The organism is Fortiea contorta PCC 7126 (genome assembly GCF_000332295.1).
Classification (GTDB): Bacteria; Cyanobacteriota; Cyanobacteriia; order Cyanobacteriales; family Nostocaceae; genus Fortiea; species Fortiea contorta.
The window spans coordinates 221540-237767 of the sequence record NZ_KB235930.1 but is presented as its reverse complement, the minus strand read 5'-3'; the positions used below and the strand labels follow the sequence as shown (position 1 = coordinate 237767).

Genomic DNA, 16228 nt, shown 5'->3' with positions numbered 1-16228 from the left:
TATGTTATAGATTAGCTGTTGCTGGGGAAGATGTTCTAGTTATTTGGGAATAGGCTCCTTGTTTGCGGTCTTGGCGATACCCCCAGTGAAGGAACCAGCCTTGTAATAGCGGGTACAAGCGCCAGTCGGACTGGCGTAAAGTGGCGTCGTGGAGCTAGGGAAAATAACAAATGACAAAATCTAACTGGAAATACAGCGATTTTTTGAGTGTAGGAGTGCTAGTGTTGGGGGCGGCGATAGTTTTACTGCCCTTAATCGTGGTCTTCTTCACATCTTTTGCGCCTGCAGGGGCGACTCCAGAAGTTTTGCTCAAAAATAACTGGACTGTGGCTAATTACCGCGAAGCATGGCAGCGGGGTAAGTTTTTGTTAGCGTTTGCTAATTCTACCTTGGTAGCGATCGCTGTGACGGCGTTTCAAATTATCACTTCGGCCTTAGCTGGTTACGCCCTTGCAAGGCTGAAGTTTCGAGGTAGACAGGCGCTGCTATTGATTGTCTTAGCAACTTTGGTAATTCCCTTTCCGTTGCTGGTGATTCCGATTTTTTTAGTATTGAAGTGGGGACACCTCATCAACACTTACGGCGCGCTAATTTTACCCACCGCTGTCAACGGCTTTGGGATTTTTCTGTTACGTCAATATTTCCAAACAATTCCTGTGGAATTAGAGGAAGCGGCCGCCATTGATGGTGCAAATCGATGGGAAATTTTGTGGCGAGTGATGTTACCTCTGGCTCGTCCCGCCTTAGTAACGCTGTTTTTATTCACCTTCATCGGTGAATGGAACGATTTATTTAAACCCTTGGTGTTTACCACGCGACCGGAGTTAAGGACAGTACAGTTAGCGTTAGCAGAGTTTCAAGAACAATTTACCAACAACTGGCCTTTGATGATGGCGGCGGTAACAATTGCCACAGTACCTGTGATGGTACTATTCCTCATTGGTCAACGGCAATTTCTTCAAGGGATTGCGACAACAGGGATTAAAAATTAAGCGATCGCTTTATGAGCAGCCTGTCACAATAGCAATATAGTACTCAGGTTGACTACTTCCCCTCTTGCTAGTAGCCGTTATGTATCAAACCGACCCACCGCGTCCCCCCAAAGAATACTTACCTACAATGTATGATCTTCCTAGCGAAGACCCAGAGGAACCCGGTTTGCCTGATGAATTTCATCTTTTACAACCGCAGCTACTACGTGAAACCTTTTGTCCTGCTAATTTCCCAGAAAACCAGGTATTTATTGGCACAGATTTAAATCTTTACTATGATGTTCGTCATCCCTTGTGGTACAAACGTCCTGACTGGTTCGCGGTTGTTGGTGTATCGAAGTTGTATGAGCAACAAGAACTGCGACTGAGTTATGTAATTTGGCAAGAAGGGGTGAATCCCTTTGTGGTGGTGGAACTGCTTTCACCAGGAACAGAAAAAGAAGATTTGGGACAAACTTTACGAGACGCTAGCCAACCCCCGACTAAGTGGGAAGTCTATGAACAAATTCTCAGAGTTCCATATTACATAGTTTTTGACCGCTACACTGACCAATTAAAGGTTTTTCAGTTACAAGGTAGTAGCTACATCGAGTTAGAAATCAATCAGGGGCGTATCTGGCTCAATCACATTCAGCTAGGTTTAGGGCTTTGGAGTGGTGTGTATCAAGGCATCGAGCGGCAATGGTTGCGGTGGTATGATTCTTCTGGTAGTTGGGTACTCACACCCGCAGAGCAAGCCGAAATCGAACGACAACAAGCGGAGATTGAAAGACAACAAGCTGAAAGGGAAAGACAACGCGCCGAAAGAGAAAGGCGACGAGCAGAAAGATTAGCAGCGCAACTACGCGCCCTCGGTGTTGAGCCGGATTTTGGTGATGAAGAACAGGAATAGGGAATAGGGAATTAATTCGTTTCTTGAATTTGCAACCTGATTGTATGTTCCACAGCACCACTTAATTGCAGTTCCATGATTTCGCCTCCTAGGGGTTCGATGCAACTGAGGAGCGATCGCAAGTTGGGTGTACTCGCACCAGTATCAACGTATAATCTATCTGCTAAGTTACCGATACGTTTCCAAGTCATGTACAACTTGGCTACGGTTTGTTCTATTTGGGAGGCTTGATTTACCAAATCTGCAGCGACGCTTAAACAGCCGATGCGTTGAGCTTCTTCTAAAGCTGTTTCAATGTCCACATCCTCTGCGTTCAGAGCTTGGACTTGGGCTGCAGATTTGAGATATTTTGCTAAACAACGCGCTTCTGTTGTGACTTGTTTGAGAGTATCTACCTCCGGATTGGCGGCTATTTCCTTTTGTATGGACTTTTGGTGAGATTCTGGCAGTTTTTCCATTTCCTTCACCAGAGGGGCAATGTAGCGCGGCGGCAGGGTATTATCTGCGGCTTTTGCCCTCACAGGCTCAGGGAGTAAATCAGAAGACATCGCTGTCCATTCGTCGGTGAGTTGTCGGACTTCGCGTCTGGTGATGCGATCGCCTTTTTGGGCGGCTTCACTCACCATTTGTTGTACTTCTGGAGCGGCTTTGGAGGTTTCCACAAAGGCGCGTTTACTGAAGTTATTCACCGATTCTGGTGCTAATCGACCCTCTTCTAAAAGGGTATCAGCACTGTTTGCGAGTTGAATCCAAGAATAAGCCTGACTTTTGCTGATTTCTCGCTCTTTGAGCCAGTGCAAAAAGCCCGTACCTCTACCATCACCGCCCTTCTTCTCTCTGTCGCGGATCGCCCGTAAAATTCGCCCCCGCCAAATTTCCGTTTGTAAGTCAAAGCGATCGCATACTTGCCATGCTATGTCCAACTGCTGCTGAAAATCTGACTCCGGAATCTGTTCATCTTCCGGATCTGGTAATTCAAAGCTTAGATCCGCCGGCTGTTGCAACGCAGCCGCAATATCGTTGAGCGATTCGTTATATTGCACGACTAATAGCAGGTAGTTTATGCGATCGGCTTATTATGCCACAATCTGTGTACTCTGGTGGTGAAGTAGAATCACATTTTTTATAAATTGGTATTAATTGTGCTTTCCTGACTTTGAATTAGCCCTACCCCAATCCCTAACTGTGAATATCGACTCACTCCTCAACCCTTTTCAGCGCTTTGGTATTAATCTAGGACTTGCGCGCATCAACAAATTATTGGCAAATCTCGGTAATCCCCATCACCAAGTACCGACTATTCATGTTGCTGGTACTAATGGTAAAGGTTCTGTCTGCGCTTATCTTTCTGCTGTGCTGACACAAGCGGGTTATCGTACAGGGCGTTACACTTCTCCTCACCTTGTGGATTGGACAGAACGCATTTGCATCAATGAACAGCCAATTACATGTGATGAGTTCTCGCAATTAATACTGCAGGTGACAGAAGCTGTTGCTGCTGAGGAGGAATCCCCAACTCAGTTTGAGGTAGTCACCGCTGCAGCTTGGCTATATTTTGCCCAGCAACAAGTCGATGTAGCTGTGGTAGAAGTGGGACTGGGAGGGCGTTTAGATGCGACTAATGTCTGTCCGCAACCATTAGTAACAATTATTACTTCTATTAGCCTGGATCACACACAACAACTCGGCCCTACCATTGCTGATATTGCCGGAGAAAAAGCAGGAATTCTCAAAGCTGGATGTCCTGCGGTGATTGGGCCTTTGCCAGAATCAGCACAAAAAGTAGTGCGATCGCTTATTCTGAAATTAAATTGCCCAATCTTTACCCCTCAACCTGCTCGCCAACTTGACACAGGATGGGCTGAGTATCAAAAATTGACTGATTCAGAAACAATTAAATATCCTCTACCTTTACAGGGAAAAATTCAATTAACTAATTCAGCATTAGCTTTAGCCGCATTAGAAATTCTGCAAAAACAAAGTTGGCAAATCAGCGAATCAGCCATCATTAACGGTATGGCAAAAGCTAAATGGCCAGGACGGATTCAATGGTTGACTTGGAAACAGCATAAATTATTATTAGATGGTGCTCACAACCCTGCAGGTGCCCAAGTATTACGCGATTATGTCGATACCTTAGATACATCATCGATAACTTGGGTAATAGGAATGATGGCAAATAAAGACCATGCAGAAATTTTTCAAGCCTTACTGCGAAATGGCGAAAGATTGTTGCTTGTACCCATACCCAACAATGGATCAGCCAACCCCAAGGAATTAGCTAAATTGGCTATGAATGTTTGCCCAAACTTGAGTTTTTGTCAATCTTATCCAGACTTGTTTTCCGGATTAACAGCAGCGTTTGCTAACACAAACAATTTAGTTGTATTGTGCGGTTCTCTATATTTAATCGGGCATTTTTTGGAAATAGAAAATAGTGCAGAAAAATTTTAGATTAAACCTGGATGAAAAATAGGGAACTGGACATTCCCTATTCCCTATTCCCTATCTATTGTTCCATTGTTGCGCTGCATCTTCTACAGCTTTATCTACTGTTTTTTCCCCTAACATTGCTGCTTGCAAATTTTCATAAATTGCTTTTTGCAGCTTTTTAATATCCTTTAAAGGTGGGGTCAAAATTTCTGCTTGTTGTAATTGTTGAGCACTGACGAAACGGGCTTTTTCCACTGAGGAAGCATTGGTTGAAACATCCTTAAAGTAACTATCTGATAATGCTTTGACTGTCGATGGTAGAACATTAGCAGCTTTCGCAAAAGCCAATTGATTCTCGTCATTGGTGACAAAGAGAGCGAATTTGACCGCAGCGTCTGGTTGTTTGCTTTCGCGGGGAACGACGATATTCATCACTGCGACATTTTTCTTACCTGTATCGCCTGTGAGTTGAGGTGCGATCGCCGAATTTTGTGCTATTTTCGGAGCATTATTAGCTATAGTCTTGAGGAACTCCGGCCCTGAAGCTAATAAGGCGGTTTCTCCCGCTTGATATAAATCTATCGCATGGCGATGTCCTTGGGTTAAAGCTTCTCTAGGGAGTAGTCCTTTTTTATACAAATCTACCCAATATTGAAAAGCTGCTTTCCCTTGGGGAGAATTAAAAGCCGCTTTCCCTGCAGTATCAACTAAAGTAGCTCCCATTTGTACAAAAGATTGCAACACTTCACCGGAATCTTGCGGTACAAAAGTCACAAAGAAAGCATATTTTCCTGTTTTATCTTTAACTTGCTGGGCTACTTGTGCTAATTCCGCGTAAGTACTGGGGGTTTTACTGACGCCTGCCTGTTTTAATAAATCAGTGTTATAAATGGTTAACCGTGTGGTGAGGTACCAAGGAATACCGAAGCTTTTACCATTTAGCGTACTAGCTTGCCAAATATTTGGCAAATATGAAGAACGTACTTCTGGGGAAACTTTTGTATCCAAGTCCAGCCAAGCATTTCGCCCTGCAAGTTGAGAAGCAAAATCCGGATTGAGATTAACAACATCAGGTGGCGTTTTTGCGGAGACAGCTGTTAAGATTTTGTTCTCCATCGCCGTCCAAGGTATATCAACCCATTTTACTTTTATACCTGGGTTTTGTGATTCAAAAGTCGCAATCAGGCTTTGGAAGTAGTCAGTAAATTGAGGTTGGAGTTGCATTGTCCAAAACTCAATATTCGCACCGCCAACAGCAGCTGATTTTGTGCTTGAGTCAACATTACCTGTGCTACAACTAACAATCCAGCTAGTTAATAAACCAAGTATTGCCCAAATGGTGAATTTCTGGAGTTTTTGAATTTTAAACATTTTACTCGTATTTTTACGCTTGCCTACGGTGAAAAGGTTATGCAGAATTATCGAGATTATAAGGTCAAATGAAGTATGAAGGATGAAGTATGAAGGATGAAGGATGAAGTATGAAGGTTTTGGGATGTTTGGCTTTTTACTAGCTTTAGGAAAAAGACATAACACTTACAAACTAGCCTCTAGTTCCTAATCCCTAACCTCAACCAAATGTACCTCACTAGAACGAGAAACACTATATCATTTGATTTTTCAACTTAGCAGTTCAGCGAGCAAAACTGTGGTGAAAAGTTTCAATAGTTTGTTTGGCAAATCTCATAAAGGAATCGGTATTGAACTTGCACCAGAACGGGTGAATATAGTTCAGCTACGCAAACAGCGTCAAGGCTTAAAAATAGAAGCATTAGCATCAGTAACTGTTCCCGAAGGACTGATTAGCGATGGTCAAATTAACGACCCTGGCGGCGTCGCTGAATTAATTCAGCAGGCGCTCGCTGACAGCAAAATCAAGGCTTCTCGCGTGGCGACTGGTGTCCCTGGAAGAGATTCGGTTGTCCGTTTAATCCCCGTACCTGCGGAGTTAGATGACAAAGAACTGCGTGATATGGTTTTGAACCATGAAGCCAGTTTATATTTACCTTATCCCCGTGAGGAAGCTGATGTTGATTATCAGAAACTTAACTACTTTGTAGACGAAGATGGTATCGAAAAAGTGCAAGTTCTCTTAGTAGCTACTCGTAAGGAGGTGACAGATACATATATCAGCACATTTGAGCTAGCAGGATTACAAATTGATGTTTTAGAAATTAACAGTTTTGCTTTGCTGCGGACAATTCGTGAACAATTGCGACAATTGGGACCACAAGAAGCAGCGGTGTTAGTTGATATCGAGTTCGACAGTTCGGAAATAGCCATTATTGTTAACGGTGTACCTCAGTTTTCGCGGACGATACCCATAGGTACTTATCAAATGCAAACTGCTCTATCAAGGGCGATGAGCTTACCGACATCACGAGATATGGAACTGTTACAGGGAATGATTATTGTCCCAACTCCTATGGATGATGGGAAAACTGGGATAACTGAAGCTAATCCGGGAATGGCGGCCATACTGAGAGTAGCCAATGAAATTACGGACGAATTGCGGCGCTCCATCGACTTTTATCTGAATCAAAATGAAAACTTGGAGGTAGCACAGATTTTACTCGCTGGGCCTGGAGGTGGATTACAAGGTTTAGATGAGTTTTTTACTCAAAGATTGAGTTTACCGACCACTCAAATTGACCCCATAGCAGCTTTATCGATAGGGGTGGATGAGGAAAAATATCCGACTCCACAACGCTCTGGTTTAGCAATTGTCCTTGGTTTAGGAATGCGGGAGGTATAGGAACATGTACAGTTTAGATATTAATTTCCTCAAAGACCGTCCCCAAAATCAACAGCCGAAGGATAAAAACGGCATAAAAATTCGGCTTCCAGTGGGGAATTTAACACCGATATATTTAGGAGTGGCTCTGGGAGTAATTTTCCCTGGTTTGGTCAGTGGTGGGTGGTGGTTGTTACAGGCAAAAAATCTGGAATTGGAGCAAAAAACAGCACAACTCGACCAAGAGAACAAGAGATTAGATACAGCAATCGGCAATATCAAGAGAATTCGTCAAGAAACCAAGCAAGTAAAAACAGAAACCCAAGCTTTAGTCACGGTTTTTGATCAAATTCGTCCTTGGTCAGCTATGTTACAAGATTTGCGCGATCGCATTCCCGCATCAGTACAAATCGAAACAATTAAGCAAACCCCACCCATAACTGCAGACAAAGGTCAGCCCTCACCCAACCCCGCCGGTGGTATAGAAATCAGCGGTTTGGCTCGCTCTTTTAATGATGTGAATGATTTCCTCTTGACTCTGCAACAATCTCGATTCTTGAAGTCTACAGACAGCAGAATTATCACAGCAGAGTTAGTGAATGCACCACTACCACCTAATAGCAACAACACTAATGCATCAATTCCCCCACCACAAGTAGTTAAATACACAATTCAAGCCAGTTTGAGCGACATTCCCGCCTCTGATTTAATCCGGGAGCTAGAACAAAAAGGCACAGTGGGATTAGTAACACGAATTCGTAGCATACAACAAACAGGAGTCATTTCCAAATGACGCTGAGTGATGATTTGAATTTTGCAGACCAAAGTGGAGATGAGCTAAATACCCCCGCTGCTCCTGTGGTTTTTGGTATTAGTTTCACACCGCCAGTTATCGGCATTTTAGTTGCAGTTTTAGGACTGGGTGGAGGATTATACATATTACTAAATATGGTAATGCCAGCTTGGGAAACCTTTCAGCAACAACAAACAAAAGTTAACGAATTGCAAGCACAAATTGACCAAAAAAACGCCAGTATTAGAGAAATTGACAAAGTAAAAAACGAACTCGCTCAAGCCAAACAGCAACGGATCCAGGTGTTAGCTTTATTTTCTAACGAAAAAACCCTAGACACAATCTTGCTCGACATCAACCGACTAGTAGAATCTGGGAATGTGCTCACACCAAACAATCTTGTTAGAGCCAAACTGCAGAAATTTGTCCCAGTCACCCAAAAATCAGAACCGATTACCGATGGCAGCTTGGGAACACAAGTAGATGGCAAACTAAAACGTAGCGTGATCAATATTGAAATTGTCGGTACTTATGAACAAACACAATCTATTATTCGGAATATTGAACGCTTGCAACCATTGTTGATCTTTAAAGATTATCAATCAAAATTAGCGCCACCAGAGCCGATTGATTTATCAGATAAAACAGTGCGGCGAAATAAACCACAAATGATTAATACAACCTTCCAATTGCAAGCATTAATGCCCCTTAATCCAGAAGAAATAGCCGCAGCAGCTAAACAAGCAATTCCCAAAAAATAATCTATTCAGCATGTAGTGTGTGCGTTGAAGGTGGTGGGGTGACTTGTACTGAGCGGAGCCGAAGTATGGGGTGATGGGGTGATGGGGTGATGGGGGGATGGGGTGATGGGGGGATGGGGTGATGGGGGGATGGGGAGGTGGGGTGATGGGGAGGTGGGGAGTACTATCGCCTGTCGGGTATGAATAAGATGCTCAAACCAGTAGAAAAAGTTATTTTGTCAACAAGAATTTATCAGGTGAGGAATTAACTGTGAAACAACTTCACGGTAACAGTTTAATATTCGGCACTACCGCTTTTGTGTTTTTAGCAGCCCAGCCAGCTTGGGCCCAGATTACTCAAATTACGGAAGTGAAGCTAAACCCTGTCAATGGCGGAATTAGCGTTAACTTAAAAACTTCTGCAGGTAGTCGCCCGCAAATTTTCACGACTAAAAGAGGCAAATCCTCAGTTGCAGATATTATTAATACTCAACTACGTTTACCACAAGGCAATAGTTTTCGCCAAGATAACCCCGCACCAGGAATTGCTTCAGTTGAGATTCTGCAACTAGACGCCAATAGCATCCGGGTGGTGGTAACTGGAAGCAACAACGCCCCCAACAGTCAGCCCGCAGACCGCAAGCAAGACAGCATTAGCCTCGCCTTCACCCCTTCTGCAGGTACTGCAGCTTCCGCACCCCCAGCGGGAGCCACCGCACCCACACCAGCTGCGCCCAGTAATAAACCCGATGTACTCGTCCCTAACCCAGTAGTCACAATTGACGGTAAACCCGCACAACCCGCAGGTCCTGGTCAACCCGTCAACCAAGCACCGCCTTTCCTACCTAGAGCGGTCGCCCCACCAGTAGGAGATATCGCCACTTCCAATACAGATGCATCTCCCAGCACCATTGATTTAGGAACTCAGGAACGAGTACCACGTTTAGTGTTGCGAGATGCACCAGTGCGGGAGGTTTTATCATTACTAGCCCGTGCGGCGAATCTGAACTTGGCTTATATAGGTAGCGAGCAAGGAGGTGGAAAAGATGCAGCAGGAGTATCTCAAACCATCTCCCTCGATATCCAAAATGAACCTGTGCAAGATGTGTTTAACTATGTCTTGCGCTTGAGTGGTTTGGAGGCTAACCGCAGCAATCGCACGATTTTTGTGGGGCCGAAGCTACCTAATTCTACCCGTGATACGGTGATGCGTAGTCTGCGACTGAATCAGGTGACAGTGGGAGTCGCTTTAAACTTTTTGGTCGGGTTAGGCGCAGAAAGTGCTATTAGCAGAGAAAGACTTGTTACGAGTGTAAATGCTGTACCTGTAGGTGGTGCGGCTAACGCTGCAGTCACCCAAACGCAGACAACTACAGAAACTAGAGTGGAAACTCAACGAGTTGATTTTAAAGACTCTAACCCGTTACTGAGAGGTTTGCAGGTATTAGGAGACGAGCGCACTAATTCTGTAACTTTAGTTGGCTCTCCTCAACTACTTAATATTGCAGTAGCTCAACTAACTCAACTTGATGTCCGGCGTCGTCAAGTGGCAATTAACGTCAAGATTATTGATGTTAACTTGTTAGGGACTCAATATTATAACAGTAGCTTTTCCTTTGGGCTTGGTAATAACTTTTTTAGCAATGATGGTGGCGCAGCCACTCTAAATTTTGGTGGTTCTAGACCAGCGAATAGTGGTGAAGTGGCAAACAGTATCACTCAGACACCGGTGATTACAAACCCAATTACAGGAACTCCTCTCTTGAACGAAAATGGTACATTTACCGTGCCAAATGGAGGTTCAGGTTTAAGAGTGATACAAAATGGTCGAGTCGTGCAAGAGATTCCAGGTGATGCGACCTTCCTTCAATCTATTTCTCCAGCAAGTAGCAATCCAACTGTCCCTGGTCTTTCAAATTTCACACCAGGAACACCCGATACAGTAACAATTACTACCGACCCTGTAACAGGAAGACAAACTAGTACTTATGCCCCAGGCACTCGTGCAACAGCTACATCCAGCTTACCTTCACTCTACCAGTTTCCCAAACGTCTTCTTGCTAGCCTACAAGCTCAGGTTACAAATGGTAATGCCAAGATTTTGACTGACCCGACTTTGACAGTGCAAGAAGGACAGGAGGCTCTTGTTAAACTGACTACGGAAGTATTTGGAGGTTTTGAAACTTCAGCGCAAAGTTCATCAACAGGGCTAAATTCACAATCTTCTTCTAATAGAAGACCTATTATTAAGGATGCGGGTCTAACTGTTAGAGTTAAGATTGAAAGAATAGATGACAATGGATTTGTATCCTTGTCTGTTGCACCTACTGTATCTGCACCTGGTGGTTCAGCGCCAACTTCAGATGGGGCGATTACTCTTTTAGCAGCAAGAAGTCTTCAATCCGGTTTAATTCGTCTCAGAGATGGTCAGACACTAATTCTTTCAGGTATTATTCAAGATTCAGACCGCACAAGTGTCTCCAAAATTCCCATCTTGGGTGATATTCCTCTCCTTGGTTCGCTGTTTAGAAAGACAAATAGAGAAAATGAACGCAGAGAGGTGATTGTGTTGCTCACGCCTCAAATTATGGATGACTCCGAGCGCTCCTCTTACGGTTATAACTACAACCCTAGCCCAGAAGTGCGGCAAATTCTCGAACGCCGTGGGTTTAAGGCGCCCGGTAATTAGTTTGATGGGGTGATGGGGTGGTGGGGTGATGGGGTGATGGGGTGACTTGTACTGAGCGGAGCCGAAGTATGGGGTGGTGGGGTGGTGGGGTGATGGGGTGACTTGTACTGAGCGGAGCCGAAGTATGGGGTGATGGGGTGATGGGGTGATGGGGGGTGGATGAAAGGTGAGGAAATTTTGAAGTTTAGGGAGATATAAGGTGATGTCTAGTGTGAGGAAAGGTGGGATTAAGAGCCATAGAGATTTAGAAGTTTATCAAATGGCTTTCGATGCGGCTATGCAAATTTTTGAGTGGTCGAAAAGATTTCCTGTGGAGGAGAAATATTCTTTAACTGATCAGATTCGTCGTTCGTCTCGTTCTATATGTGCTAATTTGGCGGAGGCTTGGCGCAAGCGGCGTTATGAAGCGGCTTTTGTTGCGAAACTGAGTGACTCAGAAGCAGAAGCAGCAGAAACTCAAATTTGGATAGAATTTGCCGTTAAATGTAATTATCTGGATATTGAAGTGGGGCGATCGCTCTACAAAACATCTAACCAAATTCTCGGTAAACTAGTCAACCTGATCGCCAACTCCTCCACATGGGTCATTAAACTCAACAAACACTAACTCCCCATCACCCCACCACCCCATCTCCCTACCTCCCCACCACCCCACCACCCCTTAACTTCATCACAACTAAGTAGTACATTTATAATTTAGGCAGTTGTCCAGGAAATAAAATTTATGCGGCAGCCGTTGAATATTGAGCAAGCAGTATTAGAAAAATTGCGTCAACTACCTGTAGATAAACAACAAGAGTTATTAAATTTTGCTGAATTTTTGTATCAAAAAAATACTCCTAAAATTCCGTTACGTAGCATTCGAGGGTTATGTGCTGATTTAGCAGTAGATATTTCTGAGCAAGATATTACTCAAGCGCGTCAAGAAATGTGGGGTAATTTTCCCAGAGATATCGTTAATAACCTGTAAGTACGTTTTTTAATCACCCGACACAATCTGGTTATAAAAAAACCCCAATCAGGGGCTTTTAGAGTTATTTAATTACAGTGATTAATTAATACTTAAAGCAGGTATAACAACCCAAAAAGTATAATCCAAATCACGTCTACAAAGTGCCAGTAAATTTCGGCAGCTTCAATCCCGAAATGATTTTTACTGTTGTAGTGATCCTTGGTGCGCGATCGCCATAATACAGCTGCGATCGCTAAAACACCAATTGTCACGTGTAACCCGTGAAAACCAGTCAAGACGTAAAATGCACTGGCAAATAAATTAGTGGTCAAACCAAATTCTAAATGTGTATACTCATACACTTGACCTACTAAGAAAACTGCGCCCATAGCTGCAGTAATTGCCAGCCAGATTTGAGCACCGCGTGTATCATTCTTCTTGATAGCAGTATCCGCGTTGTGCATCACAAAACTGCTAGCAATTAGGTTCACAGTGTTAACGCCAGGAAGCAATAATTCTAATTCTGGTGTTCCTTCTGGCGGCCAGACAGGTGATGTGGAACGGAAAGCCAGATAGGCTCCAAATAAGCCAATAAAAATCATTCCTTCTGCAATCAAGAAGACAAATAGACCAAACAAGCGATGGTCTGGATGGGCTTCATGATGACCACCTGCAACTTCCGCCGCGTGGTGATGATTTAGTTCCGTTTTCGCTGGGTCAATAATTTGACTTTGCATGAATCTTTTAAAGGATGAAGGATGAAGGATGAAGTCTGAAGTATGAAGGATGAAAAATAATACTTGATACTCCAGCCTTCACACTTTAGCTTTTATTTGCGGTCTTCGGGATTCGCCGCTACCGCTGGGTCTGGTTCGGCTCTTAAGACTGAATTGGGGCCAGCAGATAACAGAGGATTGGGATCGGATAAGGGTACACCTTGTTTAGCTTTTTCCAAACCGTAGTCATAAGGGCCCGTAGCCAATACCGGGAGCTTGGCAAAATTCTCGATCGCCGGTGGTGAGGTAGTCATCCACTCTAAGGTCAGTCCATTCCAAGGATTATTACCTGCTTTGGGGCCATATAACCAACTCCAAATGGCGTTGACAATAAATGGCAGCGTGGAAACAGCGAGGATATAAGCGCCGTAAGTGCAGATTTCATTCAAAAATGTGAATTTGGGGTCGTATTGGGCTACACGGCGGTTCATGCCCATTAAACCCAGCTTGTGCATGGGTAAAAAGGCCATATTCAAACCGATAATTGTCAAGGTAAAGTGCACCTTGCCCCAAAATTCGTTAAACATCCGTCCCGTCATTTTTGGGAACCAGTGGTAAATGGCGGCAAAAATGCCCAGGACGCTACCGCCAAACAGCACGTAGTGGAGGTGCGCTACCACAAAATAGGTATCGTGGACGTGGATATCAAAGGGAACTGCAGCTAACATCACGCCGCTAATTCCACCAATAACGAAGGTACCCAAGAAGCCCATAGCAAAGAGCATGGGAGTATTGAGGCGAATTTTGCCACCCCAAATAGTCGCCAACCAACTAAAAATTTTAATGCCAGTGGGGACGGCGATGATCATCGTCGTGATCATGAAGAACATCCGCAACCAACCAGGGATACCGCTGGTGAACATGTGGTGTGCCCAGACGATTAACCCTAAGAAACTAATCGCCAAGGAAGAATAAGCGATCGCTTTATATCCGAAAATTGGTTTACGGGCATGAACTGGCAATATTTCGGAAATGCCCCCGAAAAAGGGCAAAATCATGATGTAGACTGCTGGGTGGGAATAGAACCAAAACATATGCTGGTACACCACAGGGTCGCCACCGCCAGTCGGGTTAAAAAATGTTGTGCCGGCGATTAAGTCAAAAGACAATAAAATCAGCGCACTAGCCAGTACTGGTGTTGATACCAGCACCAAGCAGGAAGTGGCAAACATCGCCCAACAAAACAAAGGCATTTGATGGATTCCCATTCCCGGAGTCCGCATCTTAAATAGGGTGACGAGGAAATTTATCGCCCCTAAAATCGACGACGTACCCAAAAGCAGGAGACTCATAATCCAAATCTCCTCACCCACTTGACCTGTTACCAAGCTCAAAGGTGGGTAGGAAGTCCAACCCGCATCTGGTGCATCACCCACCACTAAACTAGCGATGAGTAACAAACCTGCAGGGGGAATCATCCAAAAAGCTACAGCGTTTAGTCGTGGAAATGCCATATCTTTTGCCCCAATCATCAGGGGAATTAGATAGTTAGCAAATCCCGCACCAGCCGGCACAATCCACAAGAAAATCATGATTGTGGCGTGCAAGGTAAACAAGCTGTTGTAAACTTCTGGAGTGACAAAATCTACATCCGGCGTGCGTAATTCTGTACGCACCAAGTCAGCCATCACCCCGCCGATGCAGTAGAAAACAAACGAAGTGACGAGGTATTGAATCCCAATCACCTTATGGTCGGTACTAAAACCAAAGAAATCTCGCCAGTGTCTTTCCCCTGGTTCAGGAGCCAGGACGGGAAAGTTAGCGGTTTCTTGTATTTGAGCTTGTGTCATAAGAATTTAGGGTCTAGGGTCTAGGGTCTAGAGACAAGAGGCAATTAATCTTTTTGTATTGCCCGTTCCCTGTCGCCTCTGGGTTATGGTGACTACTTGTGGATTTGATGTAACATTTCTGGCTGAATTCCCATGTCCTTGGTGTAAGGAGCGAGGAACTCATGGGGAGATAAATCCGCTGGGTTGAGAGCAACAGCTTGGTTGAGGGTTTCGCGGCTAGCCATTAGCTGTTCTTGTACCCAACTGTCATAGGCTTGCTGTGATTCCACCACAACTTGGGTTCTCATTGCGCCGTGGTAGGGGCCACAAAGTTCCGCGCAGATGAGAGCATAGTCACCCTCTGTTTTGGGTGTGAAGCGAAGTTGGCTTTGTCTACCGGGGATTACGTCTTGTTTCATCCGGAACTCTGGCACCCAAAAAGCATGGATGACGTCGTTAGCGGTCATGTTCACCAATACCTCACGCCCGATGGGTATGTGTAGTTCACCAGTGGATATACCGCTGTCGGGATAGGTGAAAATCCAGGCGTATTGTAACCCGGTGACGTTGACGACCAATTCTGGAGGTTTGCCGGCGTTTTCTGGGCTAGCGCCAACAGTGGGTGCGACAATACCCGCGCCGGGGGCGTCTTGCTTTTGAGGAATTTGGTCAGCGTTACGGACTGCTGCGGTGGCTGGATCTGACATCGCCGCATCAGATTTCTCTTGATTGAGGTTCGGTTTGTCGTCTATTGCGGGTGCATCGCTGAGAGTTGCAGCGATCGCTGCTCCTGGCATATGCATCGATGACATATCCTGAGTAATCGGGGCTTCATGGATAGCATGGGGATCAAAGCCGCCGATATCGTTATAAACTTCAAAACTGTAGATAGAAATACCGAGCACAATCACTGCGGGAATTGCTGTCCACAGTATTTCTAGAGGCACGTTACCTTCCACAGGCGGCCCGTCTTCATTGTCACCTGCACGCCGACGATATTTAAAAGCAGCGTAAATCAAAATACCTTCAACAAGTAAAAATATACCTGTAGAGACGATCATCATCGTGTTGAATAGACCATCTACTAAGATGGCTTCATCTGTGGCTGCTGTTGGCAACAGACCGTGATTTTGTCCGTACCAAAGGCTGGCCAGGGTGAGCACGATGCCAATCAGTAATGTCCAGATAGAACTTGGAATATTCACGGCTTACTTAATTGAATTTACTACGTTATGTCGAAGCTGCCCACTTACTAAGGTAGTCTAGGCTGCTAGATATGGAGTACAGAGGTCTGAAATTTTTATTAATTTTTTTGGTTACTTTACTCATCCTCAGTATAAGAGGTTTATCTAACAATAAGGTTTAGTTAAGGTTTGTATTCGGAGAATTTGGCTAAAAATTTTCATTTTTCTTCTTAATAGGGTTTATCAGATACTAAGCAAAATAGACATAAATCAA

14 protein-coding genes are annotated in these 16228 nt (G+C 44.4%); 9 read left to right on the top strand and 5 right to left on the bottom strand.

Features of this window, described 5'->3' with window-relative positions; all coding sequences use genetic code 11:
- The first annotated feature begins 170 nt into the window (after positions 1-170).
- Together MIC7126_RS0101155 and MIC7126_RS0101150 are read left to right on the top strand one after the other, a co-directional pair.
- The gene (locus MIC7126_RS0101155; protein WP_017651280.1) at positions 171-992 is read left to right on the top strand and encodes a carbohydrate ABC transporter permease; all 822 of its coding nucleotides are present in this window, start codon (positions 171-173) and stop codon (positions 990-992) included.
- Between the two features lie 79 nt (positions 993-1071).
- On the top strand, positions 1072-1884 hold the full coding sequence (locus MIC7126_RS0101150) for a Uma2 family endonuclease (protein WP_017651279.1): 813 nt from the start codon (positions 1072-1074) through the stop codon (positions 1882-1884).
- 11 nt (positions 1885-1895) lie between these two features.
- Here MIC7126_RS0101150 and MIC7126_RS0101145 read toward each other — a convergent pair whose 3' ends face one another.
- A complete protein-coding gene (locus tag MIC7126_RS0101145) occupies positions 1896-2927 on the bottom strand; it encodes a hypothetical protein (protein WP_017651278.1) in 1032 nt (343 codons plus the stop codon).
- 142 nt (positions 2928-3069) lie between these two features.
- On the opposite strand from MIC7126_RS0101145, the gene MIC7126_RS0101140 reads away from it, so the two are divergent.
- Positions 3070-4338 carry a bifunctional folylpolyglutamate synthase/dihydrofolate synthase gene (locus MIC7126_RS0101140; protein ID WP_026099947.1) on the top strand — a complete coding sequence of 423 codons (1269 nt, stop codon included), beginning with the start codon at positions 3070-3072 and terminating at the stop codon, positions 4336-4338.
- Between the two features lie 51 nt (positions 4339-4389).
- On the opposite strand, the gene MIC7126_RS0101135 is transcribed toward MIC7126_RS0101140, so the two are convergent.
- On the bottom strand, positions 4390-5688 hold the full coding sequence (locus MIC7126_RS0101135) for an ABC transporter substrate-binding protein (protein WP_017651276.1): 1299 nt from the start codon (positions 5686-5688) through the stop codon (positions 4390-4392).
- A 277-nt stretch (positions 5689-5965) separates the two neighbouring features.
- On the opposite strand from MIC7126_RS0101135, the gene pilM reads away from it, so the two are divergent.
- The 6 genes from pilM (at position 5966) to MIC7126_RS0101105 (ending at position 12243) form a co-directional block, all read left to right on the top strand.
- Positions 5966-7072: a type IV pilus assembly protein PilM gene (gene pilM / locus MIC7126_RS0101130; RefSeq protein ID WP_026099946.1), complete on the top strand. Its 1107-nt coding sequence runs from the start codon at positions 5966-5968 to the stop codon at positions 7070-7072.
- A gap of 4 nt (positions 7073-7076) precedes the next feature.
- On the top strand, positions 7077-7844 hold the full coding sequence (locus MIC7126_RS0101125) for a PilN domain-containing protein (protein ID WP_017651274.1): 768 nt from the start codon (positions 7077-7079) through the stop codon (positions 7842-7844).
- Entirely contained in the window at positions 7841-8605 is a 765-nt protein-coding gene (locus MIC7126_RS0101120) for a hypothetical protein (protein ID WP_017651273.1), read from the top strand. Before MIC7126_RS0101125 ends, MIC7126_RS0101120 begins: the two co-directional genes overlap by 4 nt.
- Before the next feature lie 250 nt (positions 8606-8855).
- A complete protein-coding gene (locus tag MIC7126_RS0101115) occupies positions 8856-11273 on the top strand; it encodes a type IV pilus secretin family protein (RefSeq protein WP_017651272.1) in 2418 nt (805 codons plus the stop codon).
- 202 nt (positions 11274-11475) lie between these two features.
- Positions 11476-11880: a four helix bundle protein gene (locus tag MIC7126_RS0101110; RefSeq protein WP_017651271.1), complete on the top strand. Its 405-nt coding sequence runs from the start codon at positions 11476-11478 to the stop codon at positions 11878-11880.
- A gap of 117 nt (positions 11881-11997) precedes the next feature.
- Positions 11998-12243: a DUF2281 domain-containing protein gene (locus MIC7126_RS0101105; RefSeq protein WP_017651270.1), complete on the top strand. Its 246-nt coding sequence runs from the start codon at positions 11998-12000 to the stop codon at positions 12241-12243.
- Between the two features lie 92 nt (positions 12244-12335).
- On the opposite strand, the gene MIC7126_RS0101100 is transcribed toward MIC7126_RS0101105, so the two are convergent.
- From MIC7126_RS0101100 to MIC7126_RS0101090, 3 genes are all read right to left on the bottom strand, one after another.
- Positions 12336-12962 (bottom strand): cytochrome c oxidase subunit 3, encoded by a 627-nt coding sequence (locus tag MIC7126_RS0101100; protein ID WP_017651269.1) that lies wholly within the window; start codon positions 12960-12962, stop codon positions 12336-12338.
- 92 nt (positions 12963-13054) lie between these two features.
- On the bottom strand, positions 13055-14791 hold the full coding sequence (ctaD, locus tag MIC7126_RS0101095) for a cytochrome c oxidase subunit I (protein ID WP_017651268.1): 1737 nt from the start codon (positions 14789-14791) through the stop codon (positions 13055-13057).
- A 92-nt stretch (positions 14792-14883) separates the two neighbouring features.
- A complete protein-coding gene (locus MIC7126_RS0101090; RefSeq protein WP_017651267.1) occupies positions 14884-15975 on the bottom strand; it encodes a cytochrome c oxidase subunit II in 1092 nt (363 codons plus the stop codon).
- Positions 15976-16228 lie beyond the last annotated feature (253 nt).

Excerpts from the sequence above, each read along its gene's own strand:
- MIC7126_RS0101105 (WP_017651270.1), top strand. The coding sequence starts at position 11,998 with ATGCGGCAGCCGTTGAATATTGAGCAAGCAGTATTAGAAAAATTGCGT.
- MIC7126_RS0101155 (WP_017651280.1), top strand. The coding sequence starts at position 171 with ATGACAAAATCTAACTGGAAATACAGCGATTTTTTGAGTGTAGGAGTG.
- MIC7126_RS0101125 (WP_017651274.1), top strand. The coding sequence starts at position 7,077 with ATGTACAGTTTAGATATTAATTTCCTCAAAGACCGTCCCCAAAATCAA.
- MIC7126_RS0101110 (WP_017651271.1), top strand. The coding sequence starts at position 11,476 with ATGTCTAGTGTGAGGAAAGGTGGGATTAAGAGCCATAGAGATTTAGAA.
- MIC7126_RS0101150 (WP_017651279.1), top strand. The coding sequence starts at position 1,072 with ATGTATCAAACCGACCCACCGCGTCCCCCCAAAGAATACTTACCTACA.
- MIC7126_RS0101120 (WP_017651273.1), top strand. The coding sequence starts at position 7,841 with ATGACGCTGAGTGATGATTTGAATTTTGCAGACCAAAGTGGAGATGAG.
- MIC7126_RS0101100 (WP_017651269.1), bottom strand. The coding sequence starts at position 12,962 with ATGCAAAGTCAAATTATTGACCCAGCGAAAACGGAACTAAATCATCAC.
- MIC7126_RS0101135 (WP_017651276.1), bottom strand. The coding sequence starts at position 5,688 with ATGTTTAAAATTCAAAAACTCCAGAAATTCACCATTTGGGCAATACTT.
- ctaD (WP_017651268.1), bottom strand. The coding sequence starts at position 14,791 with ATGACACAAGCTCAAATACAAGAAACCGCTAACTTTCCCGTCCTGGCT.